Origin of the sequence: Paenibacillus sp. SORGH_AS_0306, from assembly GCF_030819345.1 — a bacterium.
In the GTDB taxonomy this organism is placed as follows: Bacteria; Bacillota; Bacilli; order Paenibacillales; family Paenibacillaceae; genus Saccharibacillus; species Saccharibacillus kyungheensis.
Genome location: NZ_JAUTBP010000001.1, coordinates 3,552,932 through 3,571,613, shown reverse-complemented (window position 1 = coordinate 3,571,613; position 18,682 = coordinate 3,552,932). Strand labels below are relative to the sequence as shown.

The following is an 18,682-nucleotide window of genomic DNA, read 5'->3' as shown; positions in this document are numbered from 1 at the left end:
TAGCGATCTACATAGAAAAATTCGGCTCATTTTTCCTATGGGCAAAAATGTTGTATAGTCGTTACAAGATTTCATCTGTCATACAACATTTGCTTGGTCTCACAACGTTTGACCTAACCTAAAACGTTTCTCTAGACCCACTATGTATTCGTTTGATAAGATAAACAAGCTCTACAGACGTATATGTACAGAGGATATTTAAAAAAGATAATCTCAGCATTTTTGAATGCTTAATTTATAGCAGGGGGAACAAAATGGTTGATGTATATCAAAATATTAAGGCAGGGGAACGCGGAGCATGGGTTAGCATTATTAGCTATCTTGTATTGTCTGCTTTCAAATTAGTTATTGGTTATCTTTTTTTATCAAGTGCACTCAAAGCCGATGGGCTTAACAACTTAACAGATATTGTAGCTTCATTAGCTGTGCTGATCGGGTTGAAAATTTCGAGAAAACCGCCTGATTCTGATCATGCGTATGGACATTTCCGCGCAGAGACAGTTGCCGCATTAATTGCTTCTTTTATTATGGCGATGGTAGGCATACAGGTGCTCGTAGATGGTGTACAATCTCTGTTCGCAGGACGGGAAGAATCTCCGGCTTTATGGACAGCAGGTGTAGCTGTACTATGCGCTGTAGTGATGTATTTCGTATATCGCTATAATATTAAGCTTTCAAGACAAACGGGCAGTCAAGCGCTCAAAGCGGCGGCTAAAGACAATCTATCTGATGCGATGGTAAGTATAGGAGCAGCAGTAGGGATTATCGGTTCTCAATTTGGTATGCCGTGGTTAGATATTGTAGCTGCTCTTGCCGTCGGACTAATTATTTGCAAAACCGCATGGGAAATTCTAAGTGAATCAATGCATCGCTTAACCGATGGATTTGACGAAAAAGAATTACCTGGACTGCGTCAAACAATCGAATCGATTGATGGAGTTGAGCATATCAAAGATATCAAAGCTCGTGTGAATGGAAGTCAGACGTTGTTGGATGTAGTGATCGAGGTACAGCCGGATTTAACGATTATCGAAAGTCATGATATTACGGATGAGATTGAAGCCAAAATGGAATTAGTTCATAATATCCGATATGTTCATGTACATGTAGAACCAAAAACGATCAAATAAACACTACATTATATTGTATAAAGGGGCAGCTTACATGTCCGGTACACGTTCTACCACTCGGCGTATTCGTTTGTGGATCATTTGGATAATCAGCATCATTTTGGTAATGGGGATTGCAGGAGCAGCTACATTATATTGGGTAGCAGCGCCTGAACGCCAGCTTAATCTGAACTATACAGATGTAGATACAACATCCAAAATTTTAGCAATGATCGAGACCAAAAAGTTACAGACGACTATTTCTCAAGATGAATTTAATCAATTAGCCAAAAAGGAATTGATAGATCGTGAAAATGAATTTCCGGTCGGTCTGAAAATGAACGGAGCGCAATTTACTCTGGATCACGATACGGTCAAAGCTGATCTAACAGGAACATATTTTGGTGTTCCTTTTGGAGCAATACTTGATTTTCATATTAGACGAGAAGATAATTTTTTGATTTTGGATCATCAAGCGACTCATGTTCGTCATGGAAATGTGCAAGGGGCACTGATTTCTCCTATTCGAATATCGTTAACTAAATATTTCCCTGCTATAGCAAATGTAAGCCAGATGGAATTTGAACAAGATCATATTCAAGTATCATTCAAGCTCAATTTGATGAGTCTACCCCGATTGTTATTGCGATAATGATAACGGGTACTTACATAACAAAAACGCTTATCTCTTGAAGAGATAAGCGTTTTTTGGTGTATTATAGTCATTTCTAACCGATTAGTGCTTTGTTAGAAACTACGTTTTCTGCCTGTAAACAAGCTGATCACGAACAATACTAAGAAGATAAAGAATAATACTTTAGCAATAGAAGCAGCAGCTTCAACAATTCCGAAGAATCCGAAGATACCAGCTACTAATGCAATGATTAGTAGGATAACAGACCATTTCAACATAAGTAATCACCATTCCTTTTCAATATTAAGTATAATTAAATAACGATTGAAATAATCGTAAAACGACTTCTATTGAGTAGATATGTATGTGTAATCTACGATGACTCAATGTTATGATGTCGTTGGTAGTTGTATCTTAACCGACAAAGTTTAGCTTGAAACAATTTACATTGTTTAAGCAAGCGTATCTTGATGCTCATAACGCCATCATGTTTCGGTGACAAAACTGAAGGGTAGTTATTGAGTAACATCTTGAAATGTTGACAGATACATTTTCTACTAGAGAAATGTAGTAACACCAAATCATATTGTGAAGAAAAGAGAGGGAATGCCATGATTATTGAGATTAGTGTAGCCGTTATCGCATTAGCATTTGTAGCACTTGTTATTTTCCTAATTAAAGTGCTTCAATCCGCAGCAAAATCTTTAGACAATGTATCTTCTACTTTGGTAGACGTACAAAAAACGATCGAAGAGTTAACGTATGAAGTGAAACAAACGATCCGTAACGTGAACGATATTACAGTGGATGTTGAACACAAACTAAAACAGGTTGATCCTTTAATGGAAACTGTAAAAAACTTGGGCGAAATCTTAAACGAAGTAACATTGTCTTCTAAAGATTTGTCGACACGCGTTATTGAAAAAGTAAAACATATTGGTGAAAGTAAACCAAAACCGGTTGCTTCTACAAAAACAGGCGTAAGCAATCAAGCGACTGCTTCTACACCTCAACAACGTACATTGCAATCGTACTCAGCTACATATAGCCACAGTAAAGCTACCAACTGGATGAAATGGGTAGATACAGCGGCTACAGTATGGCAAAGATATCGTAAATAAAAGGAATTTGTACATTTTTAAGATCATTAACCAAAGGTATAACCGATAACAACGTATATTGTATTGAGAGTTTATACCGTAAGAAAGGGTGAGACGATGATTACTTTCATGATGTTACTTGCTGGCATATTGTCCCCTTACTCCGGTTCTGCTCAAGTATCCGCTGCTACTCCAGTACAAGCTGTTACAGCTGTACAAACTGCTGATTATGAAGCAACACCAGTATCTTATACTGAAGTAGCGACACCTAAGTTAACAGCTTCGACTGCGGTGTATTCAACGACTGACTCTGTTTATGATGAACAATATAGCCGTTTGAATGGAATTTCTTTGGCAGATACCAGAGAAGATGTTCTACGGATCAAAGGGAAACCGATGAATATTGTGACCAACGAGTTAGGAGATCAAGAATATCAATACAAAGATGTAAGTGTTGGTTTTCAAGATCAATGGATTACCTATATTAGTGTGCCTAAACAAGCAGGCAGATTTACACTAGATGGTCGGACATTAACGATAGACAAAGCCGAGATCAGACAAGAACTAGGTACTCCTGATTTTTCAGCAGAAGATGGAGAAGGTTATACCAATGGTATATCTGCTCTAAAAGTGTTTTATGATTCCAGCACAGGCGCTATTCGTAGCGTAGACATATTTGATGCAACTTCAGAATAACAGCCTATCATTTAAATGTTTCATTCCATGATAAGTAAGGTTAATACTATTCAATCATAAGTATATAGAGGAGAGTGGAGAATGATGAGTTCAACAGATTCCAAAGCTTATGCTAAAGTAGTCGAAAATGGTGTACAAGCAGTCGAAGAAGCTAAAAACCTGCGTAATACAGGATATAGCGTTGAAGAGATTTATGTACTTGCACATCAAAAAGACCGTACTGAAAAAATTGCAGAAACAGCTAATGCCAAAGAAGTTGGCGTGAAAGAAGAAGGAATGTTCGATTCTGTAGCTAACTTTTTCCGTTCACGGGGAGACGAATTGCGCTCCAAAATTACATCTATGGGCTTTACGAAAGAAGAGGCTGATTTCTATGAAAGTGAACTCGATTTGGGCAAAGTACTTGTTATTGCCAATCGTAAATCATAAAGAAGTTGTATCAAAATATAACAGTGAATCGTCTACCTTCAATTTTACTTTTTAGTAGAATTGAAGGTTTTTTGACGAGTTTTGATACAGCTTCTTTTTGGACAAAAGAGGTATTTGATCTATAATAGAAACTGCATTTAGTAATGAATATCAATCAGTATACGTCTAAAAAAGCTGAAATAAGGCGACAAGGAGAAATTATGCATATATTAATAGTTGATGATAACCCTACTAATGTGATTATTATTCGTGAAATTCTTAAGCGAGAAAAATATACAAATATAACGACTTCTTCTTCTGCACGCGAAATGTTTGGATATTTAGGGATTGAAGATTCAGGTGTAGTTAATGTACCGAAGATGAACAAAGTAGATCTGGTATTGCTAGATATGATGATGCCGGAAATGGATGGAATTGAAGCTTGTCGGATAGTACAACAACATGATGAACTACGTGATATTCCGATTATTATGGTTACCGCTGTCGGGGATTCTAAAAAGTTAGCTGAAGCTTTGGATGCAGGCGCAGTCGATTATGTGACCAAACCGATTAACAAAGTGGAACTGTTAGCAAGAATTCGCCTTGCGTTACGCTTAAAACATGAAAAAGATTGGCACAAAGAGCGTGATCAACATATTCAAGATGAATTGAAATTAGCAAGTCAGGTACAGCATGCTGTATTAAGTGTACCTATTCAAGAAACCAATATTCAAATTGAAGCACTTTATAAGCCTTCATTTGAACTAGCAGGAGATCTGTATGCGTGGTATCCGTTAGGCGAAGGACGATATGGAGTTATTTTGTTAGATATGATGGGACATGGTATTTCTTCTTCTTTATTCTGTATGTTTATCGCTTCTGTATTGAAAGATACAGTAACGACTTATGTAGAACCAGAAAAAGTAATCCAGGAGCTGAATCGACGCTTTAATCAATTGCATATCGAAAATCAACTGGTGCAATACTACTTTACCGCTATTTATCTGGTTGTCGATACCAAATACAAACGGGTAGATTATGTAAATGCGGGTCATCCACCAGGACTATTTTTCCATGACGATGGGGAGATTACCAAATTATCCACCACTACATTCCCGGTTGGATTATTTGATCGTATTGAAGCAGAACCGAAAAGCTTTTCATATGAAGGCGCTGCTCACCTTGTCCTTTATACCGATGGTTTGCTGGAAATGGTTGAAGGTGATCAAGATGTACAATTAGAATTCTTGATCAATGAATTGAAATCCAGTCATCACATCAATAAACAACAGATTGAAAAAGTATTTTTTGACGAGATATCTTCACAAGAACGTGATGATGATAAATGCTTAGTATGGATTTCTTTGGCTGAAGGGGCGGAGCTTGGATGAAAATTAGAACGAAGCTGGTTATAGGATTCAGCGTTATCATTTTGACAATGATGACGCTGGCTTTTATCAGTTATGATCGAATGAATTACATGAATGCACAGTTAGATAAAGTGTATCAAGATCGGTATTTAAAAGTAAGATATTCTACAAGCTTGCGTGGGGATATGAATAGTATTGCCAAAGCATTAGCGAATCAATTGCTAAGCGCTTCATCAGAATCGGTATCCGAAAGTCGTGCTACTGTACAGAAGTTAAGTGATGATGCTCAAAAAAATGTAGATTTATTACAAAAGAGTGCTCAAACGTTAGAAGAAAAGCAAATGGTTAATGAAGTTGCCGATGCTTGGACAGACTTTGATGCTTATGGTGATCAAGTATTGAATCTATTAGAAGATAATCAGATTGCTCAAGCTAACAATTATCGTACCGGCACAGGGCTAGCTGCTCAGAATAATTTGGGTGCTTTAGCGAACGCATTAGCAGATTATCAAGACCTTGCAATCGATCAAGAAATAAAAAATGCGAATCAAGCATATCAGAACTCTATTCAGACAACCACCTTTGTCATGTTAGGTGGCATTTTGTTGAGTCTACTGATTATGTTATGGATTATTCCAAGTATTAGTAAAGGGCTGGGGACAGTTTCCTTAATGATCAACGGTTTTTCGGAAGGGCGCTTACGGGCGATCAGCCGAATTAAAGTACAATCCAAAGACGAGATCGGCGATGTAGCTCGTGTGTTTCAAGAGATGGCAACCGATCTGGAACAGCAACGAGAAGCAGAGCATCGTTATCAAAAAGCACAACAAGATCAATCATGGCTCAACTCGAACAGTGCACGCATTACAGAGTTATTACGTGGCGTTAGCACATTAGAGCAGAGTGCACAGACATTTATCAATGAATTTTCTCCGACATTGGGCGCACATTTTGGTGCACTTTATGTACGTAAGATTAACAACCCTAATGAACTTGCTTTGCAAGCGTCTTATGCAGGGGAAGGTACATTACAAGCGAAGCCTACTTTGATGTTGGGAGAAGGTCTTGCAGGACAATGTGCTTCTGATCAACACCCTATCATGTTGGATCATGTACCTGATAATTATGTTTCTGTTCATTCAGCAACAGGGCAGAACCCACCTCAAAGTATTATGATCTACCCGATTTTATTTGATGATGAATTGTTAGGTGTTATTGAATTAGCTTCTTTAGGCACATTTACAGAGTTACAAAAACAATTACTTGCGCTGTTATGCCATAATTTAGGCGTGATTTTGAATAATATTAATCGTCGATTGCATATCGAAGAGTTATTGCGTGAATCGCAAGCGATGACGGAAGAATTGCAAAGTCAGTCTGAAGAATTGCAAATGCAACAAGAAGAACTAAAACGCACCAACGAAAATCTGGAAGAACAAACAGAAGAGTTGAAGCGTTCTGAAGATTTGTTACAACGTCAACAAGAAGAGTTGGAACATTTCAACACGGAATTAATTGCGAAGACACGTGAATTGCAAGAACAAGTGCAACAAGTGGAAGAGCAGAATCAAGAGATCGAACAAAGTCGTCACCGGTTGGAACAACAAGCACAACAATTATCAATAAGCAGTAAATACAAATCAGAATTCCTTGCTAATATGTCTCATGAATTACGTACTCCGCTAAACAGTTTATTGATTCTTTCTCAATTGCTTACAGAGAACAAAGGCGGTAATCTGACCGAGAAACAGGTAGAGTATGCAAGCACGATCTATATGTCCGGAGCAGATCTACTGAAAATGATTGATGAAATTTTAGACTTATCCAAAGTAGATGCAGGTAAAATGGATATTAATCTAGAGGCTGTACCGATGAAAGCGATCGAAACATTTGTAAATATGAACTTTGCTCCGGTGGCTATCCAAAAAGGAATAGATCTAAATATCAATATTGATGATAACGTTCCAGAAGCTGTAGTGACAGACGATCATCGAGTGAAGCAAGTGTTGCGTAATATGTTATCGAATGCGTTCAAATTTACAGATAAAGGTCATATTGATGTCAATATTAAAATTCCTGCTGCGGAACAAGTACCTTCTTATCTGAATCGCAAGCATGATTATATAGCTATTACAGTAAAAGACAGTGGTATTGGTATTCCAGCAGATAAACAAGATATTATTTTTGAAGCTTTCCAACAGGTAGATGGTACAACCAGTCGTAAGTACGGTGGTACAGGATTAGGATTATCGATCAGTCGTGAATTATCCCGTCTACTTGGTGGGGGAATCGGACTGGAATCGGAAGAAAATAAAGGCAGTGCCTTTACGCTTTATTTGCCAAGACAAGATGCACTGACCGATGAACAGGTAACACAAGCAGAAGAATCGGACACAAATACAGCGAATCGTGATGTATATACGCCAGCTGACTTTACAGAGCAATTGCTTCGCAATTCACCAGGTTCATTAACACCTAACAAAAATAGTATGAATGAAGAACAAATGATTATTCCACAACCATTAGCAGATGATCGAGATCGTTTGAGTAAAAACGATAAAGTTATTTTGATTATCGAAGATGATGTGAATTTTGCTAAAATCTTATTAGAAATGGCTCGTGGTCGTGGATTTAAAGCTTTAGTCGCTATGCAAGGTGATACAGGTATGCATATGGCCAAAACGTATATCCCGGATGCGATTATTCTTGATATTCAGCTACCTATTATGGATGGTTGGTCGATCTTGAGTGAACTGAAAAGTAATGCTCATACACGTCATATTCCTGTTCATGTGATCTCTGTCGTCGATGATGTGAAGCAAGGATTAATGATGGGAGCGATTGCCTATCTCAAAAAGCCATCAAGCAAAGAATCGCTTGAACAAGCATTCTCTCATTTGGAATCTTATACAGATCAAAGCCTCAAACAATTATTGATTGTCGAAGATGATGAAAATCAACGTAAATCGATTATTGAATTGATAGGACATGATGATGTTGCGATCACTGCTGTATCTACAGGCGTAGAAGCTCTTAATGAACTACGAAGCAAGCGTTATGATTGTATGGTACTGGATCTAATGCTTACAGATATGACAGGCTTCGAATTATTAGATCGTATTCGTGATGATCAACAATTGAGTGATCTACCGATTATTATTTATACAGGTAAAGAACTCGATAATAAAGAAGAAACACAATTACGCAAATATGCAGAGTCTATTATTATTAAAGATGTGAAATCTCCAGAGCGTTTGTTGGATGAGACTACGTTGTTCTTACATCGTGTTGAAGCTGATTTACCAGAAGATAAGCGTCGTATTTTACAAAAGCTGCATAATAAAGAAACATTGTTTGAAGGCAAACGCATTTTGTTAGTCGATGATGATGTACGTAACGTATTTGCTTTATCGAGTGTGCTAGAAGGATATCGTATGGATGTTACATTTGCTGAAAATGGACGGGAAGCGATAGAACTTTTACAGCAGGATGATTTTGATCTGGTATTGATGGATATGATGATGCCAGAAATGGATGGATACGAAGCGATGCGTATTATTCGCCAAATTCCAGCTTATGAGAAATTACCAATTATTGCACTGACCGCGAAAGCGATGAAAGATGATCGAGCGAAATGTATTGAAGCCGGTGCTTCCGATTATGTGAAAAAACCGATTCAAACGGACCAACTTTTATCATTAATGCGTGTATGGTTGTATTCGTAAGTGAATAATTTGGGTAATGGATAGTAATACTGAAGTTTTATATCTTTCACAGACATTTTACACTTGAAAAATATACAAGAAATATTGAATCGGGGCTGAATATAATGACACAGACAGAACGTGACCAATTACCAATCAAATCCGAACCGCCCCAAGCGGATGAAATGATTGTCAATAATCTGGCAGAACGCGAAAATATCGAAGTTGATTTGCTTATGGATGGAGTTCATCGTCTATATGGTTACGATTTTCGCAATTATGCCAGAGCTTCTTTAACCAGACGGATCTGGCATCATGTACATGCAGAGAATCTTAAATCTATCTCAGCACTTCAAGAAAAAGTACTGCATGATCGTGCTTGTTTTGAACGCTTAGTACAGAATTTATCGATACCGGTCACTGAAATGTTTCGTGACCCTTCTCTTTTTCGTATGTTTCGTGAGAAAGTCGTTCCTTTATTACGGACGTATCCTTATATTCGGATCTGGCATGCTGGATGTTCTACAGGAGAAGAAGTCTATTCAATGGCAATCTTATTGCATGAAGAGGGTTTGTTAGATAAAGCAAGAATTTATGCGACGGATATGAATAACCGTTCTTTGCAACAAGCGCGTGAAGGTGTATTTGGAATAGAACGTATGCAACTTTACACTAAAAATTATCTAGAAGCGGGCGGGAAGCGTTCGTTTTCTGAATATTATACAGCGAAATATAGTTCTGTAATCTTTCAACCATTTTTACGAAAAAATATGATCTTTGCTGAGCATAATCTAGCAACAGATCGTTCATTTAACGAATTTAACGTTATTCTTTGCCGCAATGTTATGATTTATTTTAATGATGAATTACGTGATCAAGTTCACGGATTGTTTAATGAGAGCTTGAGTCGTTTTGGCATATTAGTACTGGGCTCCAAAGAATCGATGCAATTTACAGAATACAGTGATAGTTATGAATTATTGGATCGCGTAGAGAAAGTATATCGCAAAATTAATTAGAGATTGTAGGGGGATTCCATGAGGTTTCATGAACCGATTCATATCTTATTAGTAGATGATCGACCTGAAAACTTGCTCGCTCTGGAAGCCGTTCTTGAGAGTGAACGTTATAATCTGGTTAAAGCAACATCCGGTGAAGAAGCATTACGCTGTTTGCTAAAAGATGAATTTGCTGTAATTGTACTCGATGTACAGATGCCAGGGATGGACGGGATTGAAACGGCCAAACTAATCAAAGCGCGTGAAAAAACAAAAGAAATTCCGATCATTTTTATATCTGCAAATAGCAAAGAATCTGAGCACTTATTCGCAGGTTACTCTGCGGGTGCGATTGATTATATGGTCAAACCATTTATTCCACAGATCCTCAAGTCCAAAATTGAAGGATTTGTAAGTATGTATTTGACCAATAAACGTCATAAAACGCAATCGATGTTATTGCAACAAAAAACATTGGAATTGGAAAAAATCAATCAGGAATTAACGATAGCCAAAGAAGCAGCAGAAATCGCAGCCAAAGCAAAAACAGAATTTTTGGCAATGATGAGTCATGAGATTCGTACACCGATGAATGGTGTAATCGGCATGATTGATCTATTGATGGATACTGAACTTCAAGAAGAACAAAAAGAATATGCTTCGATTATTCGAAGCAGTGCAGATACATTGGTTATGGTGATTAACGATATTCTTGATTTTACTAAAATGGAATCCGGTAAAATGGAATTGGAAGAACATCCTTTCTCACTGGAAGCTTGTATTTCAGAAGTATTCAGTCTGTTCTCTGTCGATGCTGGCAAAAAAAATCTAGAGTTAATGTATTCTGTAACAGAAGATGTACCAGCTTATCTGTATGGAGATATGGCTCGCTTGCGCCAGGTATTGATCAATTTAACAGCGAATGCTATTAAATTTACAGATGAAGGCGGAGTTTATCTAGAAGTCATGATCAAAGATAAACTAGCAGATCGGTTAGAACTTGAATTTAGAGTGAAAGATACTGGAATTGGCATCGCTGAAGAGAAACGTGAACAATTATTCCAACCGTTTTCACAGCTTGATTCTTCGATGACAAGAAAGTATGGTGGTACAGGTCTTGGCTTAGCTATTTGCAAAAACTTGGTTCAAATGATGGATGGCGATATTCGATTAGAGAATACACCGCTTCATGAAGGCTCAGGTGCTGTATTTGTATTTACGATTTGTACAGGCGAATATGTTATGGAGGATCCCACGCTTGGATTGTTAGAAGAGCGTGCAGAGCATCTATGGTCGAATAGACATTCATCGGCTCCTAATATTCTTGTTGTAGATGATCACCCTATCAATCAGAAATTAATGGTAAGTATGCTTAATCGTCTAGGATACAATCCGGATATGGCAGATGATGGAGAAGAAGCGATTCGAATGGCTTCCGTTCATCAATACGATTATATTTTTATGGATGTTCAAATGCCTAATATTGATGGCCTTGAAGCAACAAGAATGATTCGAAGTCTCCAAAAAGACGAGAATCCTATTATTATTGCAATGACTGCTGATGTTATGGAAGGCATCAAAGGACGCTGTTTTGCAGCAGGCATGGATGATTATATTAGCAAGCCTGTCAAATTAATGAGTGTTAAAAATATGCTTGAACATTACTCTGCCAATCCTCATAATTATGAAACCAAAAAAACAGTCTTTTAAATAAAATAAGATTCGCTGATAAGAAAATAATGTTTATGTCCTGTAGTGAGCGTATACTTACAAGAGATAGAATTATTTTCTTATTTATACATTTGTTGAGACAATGAATTAAAGTAGTTTTATTGCTCTATTTTTTATGTTATATTTTGGATGTTTCAGAAGTTTTGCAGTTGGGTTATTAGTAAAGAAACCATTGTTCAGGGGAGAATGTCTATGACTACTAATAAAAATGAGAAATTTAATGTTGTAACTGAAATGGATGAAAGAGCATGCACCGTATTTTTAAGTGGGGAAATGGATTTATCGGTTGCTCCGGAATTCCGTCTTGTTATGGAACCGCTTGTTGGGGAAGCAGAACAAGATTTAATTATCAATATGAAAGACCTGAAATATATTGACAGTACTGGTATTGGTATTCTACTTTCGATTCTAAAAGCACGGCACGGTATGAATGCCAGCTTTACTGTTGAAGAAGTTCCTCCACAGATTCAAAAGTTATTTGAAATGACTGGTATTGCTAAGTTTTTTGTCCCTCAGGAGAATTCCCAATAGGAAAGGATCGAACATCGAATGAATGCTGATACTCAAAAAGTAGTTCTTAATTTGCCTGCGACGGCAGAATTTGTGGACGTTGTAAGACTAAATTTGTATGGAATTGCTTCTAAAATGGGCTTTTCTTATGAAGATATTGAAGATATGAAAGTAGCTGTCTCTGAAGCTTGTAATAACTCTGTGTTGTATGCGTACGGACAAGAGGGAGGACATGTGGAAGTGACTTTTGAAGTTGGTGAAGAAACATTATCCATTATTGTCGAAGATGAAGGGGAGAGCTTCGAATCAGTAAAGGATATGGGACAGAACAATACACTTCATGATAAAGACCTAAACGATGTACAAATCGGTGGATTAGGTTTTTATTTGATGCAAGCATTGATGGACAATGTGAGTATCGAAAATTCTGCTGGTCAAGGTACTCGTGTAGTATTATCTAAAAACCTTGCTCTAAGCGAGGAAACTGTATGAGTGAAAGATTAACTCCCCCCGAGTCTATGGACGAGGCAATCAGTATGATCTGGGAGTATCAACAAACAAAAGATAATGACATCGCTACAGTACTGATCAAAAAGTACGAGCCTATGGTCAAAATGGCTTCGGGTAAAATTGCCCGTAACCGACCGGACTTGTACGAAGATTTGTACCAAGTAGGTCAGATGGCATTAATCCGTTTGTTGCAGCAATACGATATCTCACTTGGGATTCCTTTCGAACCATATGCGATGAAGAGTATGATCGGGCATATGAAAAATTTCTTGCGCGATAAATCTTGGTACATACAGGTTCCCCGTCGTATTAAAGAAAAGGGAGCATTAGTACAACAAGCTATCGATGAATTGACCATGAAATTGGAACGATCGCCCCATGTGCGTGAGATTGCTCATTTTCTAGATCTATCTGAAGAAGAAACAATTGAAGTTCTAGCTGGACGTGAATGCTATCACTATGTATCTTTGGATTCTCCACTTTCACAAGAGGAGAGTGCGGCTACACTAGGTGAATTGATTAGTGCAGATGTGAATGATTACGATTCTGTCGAGAAACGTATGGATTTACAACAAGCGCTTAGTCAATTGAAAGAGCAAGAACAAAAAGTATTGTTATTGGCTTTCCAGGAAGGTCAATCTCAACGCGCGATTGCTCAAAAGCTTGGTGTATCTCAGATGAGTGTATCCCGTATCCAAAAACGGGCAACTGAAAAGTTGAAGCAGATCATGTCAAATGCTTCCACTTCAGGCTAAATGCATTTTATACATGCCACGAAGTGCAGCAATGATGCTAGGATACTTTGGAAAATAGAAGATTGTTAAAATGCGCTTTATTGTTCCGAACAATGGAATAGTAAAAGCGCATTTTTTGTAAGTATACATAGCTAAATACATCAAAAAACCTCTATATTCAATCCCTATACTATGTAGGGGATATATTGAACATAGAGGTTTTTTGACTTTGATAGAAAATTATATCGTCTTATCTACCTTGTGAAGCTTTCACATAATCTAGAAGTTGGGCGATATATTCCCCGATCAGAGGCATATCTACTAACTGACTTAAAATAAAACCCAAGATACCTAGAACTACAATCGTTCCTAAAGATAGCCCTAGACCACGTGCTGCACCTGCAATAAAGTTAACAACCAGTCTGCGTTTGACACTACTATAGTTTTCAATAATGTCCTGAATCTCTGCTTTATCTAACGCTTCTGCAATCTGATCTAGACGTTCATTGAGTCGTTTTACTTCATGGCGTAATTCAAAAGGATGCTCTCCAATTTCACTAGGAGGTTTGACGAGTTCTGGAGACCGTGGTGATACTTCCTTGTCTTTGGTGTCATGAGCCATCGGATATTCCCTCGCTTTCGTATAAATAATAAGATCAATTAAGTATATATTTCAGATGTTCTATGAACCGGACATAAAAATAGCCGACTGCAATGAGCCGGCTATTGGTGAATACCTATTAACGTGTAGGGAAACTTGTGTTGTTGCTACCCGTTGTAGAATTCACTTCTTTTTTCACTTCATTGCTTTTATTTTGAGCTTCTTTAGCTACATCGTTAGAAGCGCTTTTTACGTCTTTAGCAACGTCGTTAGAAGCATCTTTTACATCTTTGCTTACATTATCAGAAGCTTCTTTAACGTCTTTAGCTACGCTTTGAGCAGCATCAGCCAAAGAGTTACTTACTGTTTCTTTGTTTTCAGTAATAGATCTAGCTACATCTTTAGCTTTAGTAGATACCGTTTGAGCTAAAGAAACAGCAGAATCGCTTACTAGACCAGCTACTTGAGAAGTTTGATCCGCTACAGTAGTAGCAATCTCTTTCGTACGATCAGTTACATTACCTGCAACTTCTTTCGTTTTATCAGAAGCTTCTACAAATTTTTCAGAAATATCGCCGCGTAGTTCACGACCTGGTTTTGGTGCGAACAACAATGCTGCTGCTGCTCCCAACAATCCTCCGATAAATACACCTTTTACAAATGTAGAACTTGTTTGGACTGGGTACTGTTTTTCGACTTCATTCATTATTAATCACTCCTTGATTTAATTTAGATCGATTTGTCTGAACAGATCAATCTTTGTAAGTAAGAAAAAAATTAGCCATATGTTATTCCTTAATAAAGCTGTTCTCGAAGTTCAGGTATTATGTGTAGCTCACGTTAAGTATGGCTTATATATGTGATGCTGGTAAAGGTTCAGGCTGTTCTTCTGAACAATCTGGAAACCAGACCAAGCAAAAACACAAAAATAGCAGTTCCTAGTATAGCAGGAATAATAGCAAAATCTCCAATCGTTGGTCCAAAATGACCAAATACGAGAGCGCCTAACCAAGCGCCTACAAATCCAGCAATAGCAGCACCGATAATGCCACCTGGCATTTCATTACCTGCAAGTGCATTACCAATAACGCCGATAATAACCGCCATAACAATACTAATAATAATGCCCCACATCGTAATCGCCTCCTTTGCTGAACAAGTCAAAACACCTGTCGTAATATCAATCAGTTAGCAGTTTGTCTTACTTCGTATATAAACCCAGTACCAAAAGGTGAAACATTACATTTCTTCTATTCAATAGCGAATCGAAGCCCTTTGTTCATCGGAATGTCTCCATAAGTGTAAAGAATAAGCACAAGCAGACAGCCAAAGTGAACCAGCAATATAGCCACCAATAATATCTGTAGGGTAATGTACACCCAAATATACTCTAGATAGACCTATACCTACAATGAGGAAAATACCACAAATGACTGGAAGGACAATCGACAAATGACGTCTTCTACGATGCATTGACCAGATGACAAAAAGCATACCATACATCGCGGCTGCAATTGTAGAATGACCACTGGGGAAGCTATAACCTGAAGCATGTGTCCAAAATTCAAGATCAGGACGTGGACGCATAAAGAAAGATTTAAGCAATACATTGATTTGCCATGCGCCTGCTGTTGTAACGAGCAGAGCCAATCCTTCACGATACATATTATGGAACATAAATAAGATCGAAAATGATAATGCTACAAACACTGTAGAATAAAATGAACCCATATAAGTAAAAAATAACATAATCGTTCGTACAGGTTCTTCATGGAATGTACGTACATACGCTTGAAGCCCTTTTTCCCATGTGTGTATATCATATAATGCTATCGATTCAACAATCCATACGATTCCTCTTAATAATAGGAAGGAAGCTACACCTCCACCTACCAATACCATAACAATAAGGAGCCAGATCGGAATAGAAGAAAATCGTTGGGGTTGTTCATGTTTGGAATTAGAGAACTGCTCGGATGACATCTGTATCGCCTTCTTTCTTTACATAGAGTTATGTTTAATTTAACCCTAGTTTAACAAATGAATCGAATATAAAAAAAGCCTCTCCTTATTATTCAGGAAAGACTCATTCATTTTATTTATTTTTTACGTAAACGTCCTAATTCAGACACTAAAGCTTCTACTTCACTAATACTCAAGTTCGGCTTATTGATCACGATATCGTATACTTCTTGAATATCTTCGTATTGTTCGGTTGAAAAAGCAGAAGCTTGCATTGCTGCTCCGCTGGCCATCCGAAGTTTGGTTTTGATGCCTTCAATCATAAAAGCAATATTTTCTTGGGTAGGTTGAGACAAATCCATGAATGGGTTCTTCCTTTCTTCATTAAGCATTAGCTTATTTTTTGTATTGTATCATGGATAATGATGGGGAACCAATTATTTTGCGGTAACTTGTTGCATAAGGTAAAATGAGTATCGATAAGATACGCTATCGAATCGTACCTCAAGTACGTATATATGTTGATAAAAGGAGGGACATGGTTTTTATTATGATCAATCGTCGTTCCAGTCTGCTTCCTTATGATAATCAAGATCGTCGCAATGTAAATCAAGATGGACTGACTGATTTTTTTCGCGATATAGGAGCTACTCATTCTATAGATACTTTAGCTTTTGTGTGTATTGGTACAGATCGTTCTACAGGAGATGCGTTAGGGCCTTTAACCGGTAGCGGGCTAGTCGCTTATGGACTGCCTCATGTTATAGGTACGATGGACTTTCCTTGTGATGCTCATAATCTTCATGAACGTATTCCCCAAATTGAAGATCATCTCCAAGTGATAGCTATTGATGCGTGTCTGGGTAGACATCATACTGTGGGGTTGTATAGTATAGGAGCAACTCCATTATTTCCTGCATTATCGGTAGGAGGACGTTTTCCTGGAGTAGGCAATTATAGTATCGCAGCGATTGTCAATGAAAATGGCCCCAAACCATATTGGACACTTCAGACCACTTCACTGCATACAGTGATGAATATGTCACAAGATATTGTCCAAGCTGTTGTTCAAGGGCTAGGTATATTAAAATAAAAGGAATCAACGTTATTTCATTATTGATAGGAGATGAGGATATGAGTCAACCAACAGAACAGCAACCGATCAAATTACATTTTTCAGATACTGGTCAAGGAGAGCCGATTGTATTATTACATGGTTTTCTAGGAAGTTCAGCGTATTGGAATGAAGTAATTCCTCTTTTATCAAGACATTATCGTTGTATTGTGCCAGATCTGCGTGGACATGGTCATAGCCCTGTATCAACAGATCCTTATACGATAGAAGACATGGCAGCTGATGTGGTGAACGTATTAGATGAACTTGGTCTACAACAAGTGACTATACTGGGGCACTCGATGGGTGGATATACTACATTAGCGTTGGTGGATCTATATCCTTCATATATTAAAGCGTGGGGACTTGTACATTCCACCGCATACGAAGATACAGAAGAAGCGAAGCAGAAACGCTTGAATACTATTACACAGATTCGTACAACCGGCATTATCGACTTTGTTGATGGATTTGCTGAAGGGTTATTTGCTTCGCATTTAGTCTACAAATTACCTGAATCCGTATTAAAGGTAAAAGAGATCGGTTATATTACTTCTCCAGAAGGTGCATGTGGAGCAGCGGCGGCGATGCGAGAACGTCCTGAACGATTGCATATTATCCAAAACGCAAATGTTCCTGTATTATTAGTAGCCGGGGCAGATGATCCGATTGCTCCACCTGATCGGATGTTTATTGCAGATTCTACGAATATTACAACAGCAGTTATTCCAGATATTGCACATATGAGTATGATGGAAGCACCTGAACAATTGGTCAATATTATTCATGATTTTATGGAAAATCAACGAAAAGATTAATATTAAAGGCGGGATAGGAATGTTCAGAAATGATTACCTTATGGGTATGATTGAAGATATGGCATCGGTAATTTCGAAAGTATTCGGATTAAAGCAACAAAAGAAATTAACAGAAGCGCTCTGGGAATTGGATGATATGGTTCGCCAGAAGTTCCAGTTGAATAATGGATTGATTAACCGATTGCCAGCAGAAGAAGTAATAGAACTATTCCGTATCGGTTCAGTGGTTGAAGTTGATCGTCTGCAAGCATTAGCAAGATTGATGCGTGAAGAAGCAGATATTTACGAATTAAGCGAGCAAGAACAAGAAGCAGCAGTACGCCGAATTAAATCTTTACATTTATTTTTATATTGTGCAGTTAATGATGCCGATCGGACGATGTTTGATTATCCAGAGCAGATCGATCAATTAACCGATGAATTAGCAGACTATGCACTGCCAGCTGCGGTTGAGCATCTATTTGTCCAGTATGAAGAGCAAGAAGGCTACTACGATAATGCAGTAGATGCTTTGAAGCGTCTTACCGAGCTTGATCCTGCACAAGGTCATACAGAAGGTCAGGCGCTGTATCAACGTCTACTATTATTAAGCGATGAACAGTTAGAAGAAGGTGGCGTATCTCGTGCAGAGCTGACTACAGCACATGCCGAGCTTGAAGCCTAGTCAAATTAAGTTGAAAGAC

Annotated in this window: 21 protein-coding genes; 15 read left to right on the top strand and 6 right to left on the bottom strand. The window is 37.9% G+C overall.

The genetic code is table 11. The annotated features are described in order from the left end of the window. The first annotated feature begins 254 nt into the window (after window positions 1-254). Window positions 255-1,130: a cation diffusion facilitator family transporter gene (locus tag QE450_RS15690; RefSeq protein WP_273613577.1), complete on the top strand. Its 876-nt coding sequence runs from the start codon at window positions 255-257 to the stop codon at window positions 1,128-1,130. 34 nt (window positions 1,131-1,164) lie between these two features. After that, window positions 1,165-1,761, top strand: coding sequence for a hypothetical protein (locus QE450_RS15685; protein ID WP_307300423.1), 597 nt, complete (start codon window positions 1,165-1,167; stop codon window positions 1,759-1,761). Between the two features lie 95 nt (window positions 1,762-1,856). Here the strand turns inward: QE450_RS15685 and QE450_RS15680 are convergent, their stop codons facing one another. After that, window positions 1,857-2,021: a DUF1328 domain-containing protein gene (locus tag QE450_RS15680; protein ID WP_083243274.1), complete on the bottom strand. Its 165-nt coding sequence runs from the start codon at window positions 2,019-2,021 to the stop codon at window positions 1,857-1,859. Between the two features lie 333 nt (window positions 2,022-2,354). Here QE450_RS15680 and QE450_RS15675 point away from each other — a divergent pair, with 333 nt between their 5' ends. The 10 genes from QE450_RS15675 (at window position 2,355) to QE450_RS15630 (ending at window position 13,525) form a co-directional block, all read left to right on the top strand. Further along, a complete protein-coding gene (locus QE450_RS15675; RefSeq protein WP_273613575.1) occupies window positions 2,355-2,864 on the top strand; it encodes a DUF948 domain-containing protein in 510 nt (169 codons plus the stop codon). Between the two features lie 96 nt (window positions 2,865-2,960). Then, entirely contained in the window at window positions 2,961-3,539 is a 579-nt protein-coding gene (locus QE450_RS15670) for a hypothetical protein (RefSeq protein ID WP_273613574.1), read from the top strand. A gap of 84 nt (window positions 3,540-3,623) precedes the next feature. Continuing rightward, window positions 3,624-3,968 (top strand): YflT domain-containing protein, encoded by a 345-nt coding sequence (locus QE450_RS15665; protein ID WP_273616358.1) that lies wholly within the window; start codon window positions 3,624-3,626, stop codon window positions 3,966-3,968. A 200-nt stretch (window positions 3,969-4,168) separates the two neighbouring features. Beyond that, window positions 4,169-5,338, top strand: a complete 1,170-nt coding sequence (locus QE450_RS15660; RefSeq protein ID WP_274172869.1) for a PP2C family protein-serine/threonine phosphatase — start codon at window positions 4,169-4,171, stop codon at window positions 5,336-5,338. Continuing rightward, entirely contained in the window at window positions 5,335-9,042 is a 3,708-nt protein-coding gene (locus QE450_RS15655; protein WP_307300416.1) for a response regulator, read from the top strand. The genes QE450_RS15660 and QE450_RS15655 overlap by 4 nt, the downstream gene beginning before the upstream one ends. Window positions 9,043-9,206: 164 nt before the next feature. Further along, window positions 9,207-10,040 carry a CheR family methyltransferase gene (locus QE450_RS15650; protein WP_273616357.1) on the top strand — a complete coding sequence of 278 codons (834 nt, stop codon included), beginning with the start codon at window positions 9,207-9,209 and terminating at the stop codon, window positions 10,038-10,040. A gap of 18 nt (window positions 10,041-10,058) precedes the next feature. Next, entirely contained in the window at window positions 10,059-11,729 is a 1,671-nt protein-coding gene (locus tag QE450_RS15645; RefSeq protein ID WP_273613571.1) for a response regulator, read from the top strand. 213 nt (window positions 11,730-11,942) lie between these two features. Continuing rightward, entirely contained in the window at window positions 11,943-12,281 is a 339-nt protein-coding gene (locus QE450_RS15640; protein ID WP_069325604.1) for an STAS domain-containing protein, read from the top strand. Window positions 12,282-12,299: 18 nt separating this feature from the next. After that, window positions 12,300-12,752 (top strand): anti-sigma B factor RsbW, encoded by a 453-nt coding sequence (rsbW, locus tag QE450_RS15635; RefSeq protein ID WP_204827123.1) that lies wholly within the window; start codon window positions 12,300-12,302, stop codon window positions 12,750-12,752. After that, entirely contained in the window at window positions 12,749-13,525 is a 777-nt protein-coding gene (locus tag QE450_RS15630; RefSeq protein WP_069325602.1) for a sigma-70 family RNA polymerase sigma factor, read from the top strand. The genes rsbW and QE450_RS15630 overlap by 4 nt, the downstream gene beginning before the upstream one ends. 229 nt (window positions 13,526-13,754) lie before the next feature. Here the strand turns inward: QE450_RS15630 and QE450_RS15625 are convergent, their stop codons facing one another. The 5 genes from QE450_RS15625 to QE450_RS15605 all read right to left on the bottom strand — a co-directional run bounded on the left by QE450_RS15625 (window position 13,755) and on the right by QE450_RS15605 (window position 16,429). Then, window positions 13,755-14,126, bottom strand: a complete 372-nt coding sequence (locus QE450_RS15625; RefSeq protein ID WP_274171893.1) for a DUF5665 domain-containing protein — start codon at window positions 14,124-14,126, stop codon at window positions 13,755-13,757. Between the two features lie 118 nt (window positions 14,127-14,244). Further along, entirely contained in the window at window positions 14,245-14,811 is a 567-nt protein-coding gene (locus tag QE450_RS15620) for a YtxH domain-containing protein (protein ID WP_273613569.1), read from the bottom strand. Between the two features lie 170 nt (window positions 14,812-14,981). Next, window positions 14,982-15,239: a GlsB/YeaQ/YmgE family stress response membrane protein gene (locus tag QE450_RS15615; RefSeq protein WP_273613568.1), complete on the bottom strand. Its 258-nt coding sequence runs from the start codon at window positions 15,237-15,239 to the stop codon at window positions 14,982-14,984. 120 nt (window positions 15,240-15,359) lie between these two features. Next, a complete protein-coding gene (locus tag QE450_RS15610) occupies window positions 15,360-16,088 on the bottom strand; it encodes a phosphatase PAP2 family protein (protein WP_307300401.1) in 729 nt (242 codons plus the stop codon). 116 nt (window positions 16,089-16,204) lie between these two features. After that, a complete protein-coding gene (locus QE450_RS15605) occupies window positions 16,205-16,429 on the bottom strand; it encodes a DUF1128 domain-containing protein (protein ID WP_204827128.1) in 225 nt (74 codons plus the stop codon). 176 nt (window positions 16,430-16,605) lie between these two features. Between QE450_RS15605 and yyaC the strand changes: the two genes are divergently transcribed. From yyaC to QE450_RS15590, 3 genes are read left to right on the top strand one after another with little or no spacing between them, the layout of a single operon-like run. Continuing rightward, a complete protein-coding gene (gene yyaC / locus QE450_RS15600; RefSeq protein ID WP_373461989.1) occupies window positions 16,606-17,160 on the top strand; it encodes a spore protease YyaC in 555 nt (184 codons plus the stop codon). Window positions 17,161-17,201: 41 nt separating this feature from the next. Further along, window positions 17,202-17,999, top strand: coding sequence for an alpha/beta fold hydrolase (locus tag QE450_RS15595; protein WP_307300398.1), 798 nt, complete (start codon window positions 17,202-17,204; stop codon window positions 17,997-17,999). 19 nt (window positions 18,000-18,018) lie between these two features. Beyond that, the gene (locus QE450_RS15590; RefSeq protein ID WP_307300395.1) at window positions 18,019-18,663 is read left to right on the top strand and encodes a DUF6483 family protein; all 645 of its coding nucleotides are present in this window, start codon (window positions 18,019-18,021) and stop codon (window positions 18,661-18,663) included. Window positions 18,664-18,682 lie beyond the last annotated feature (19 nt).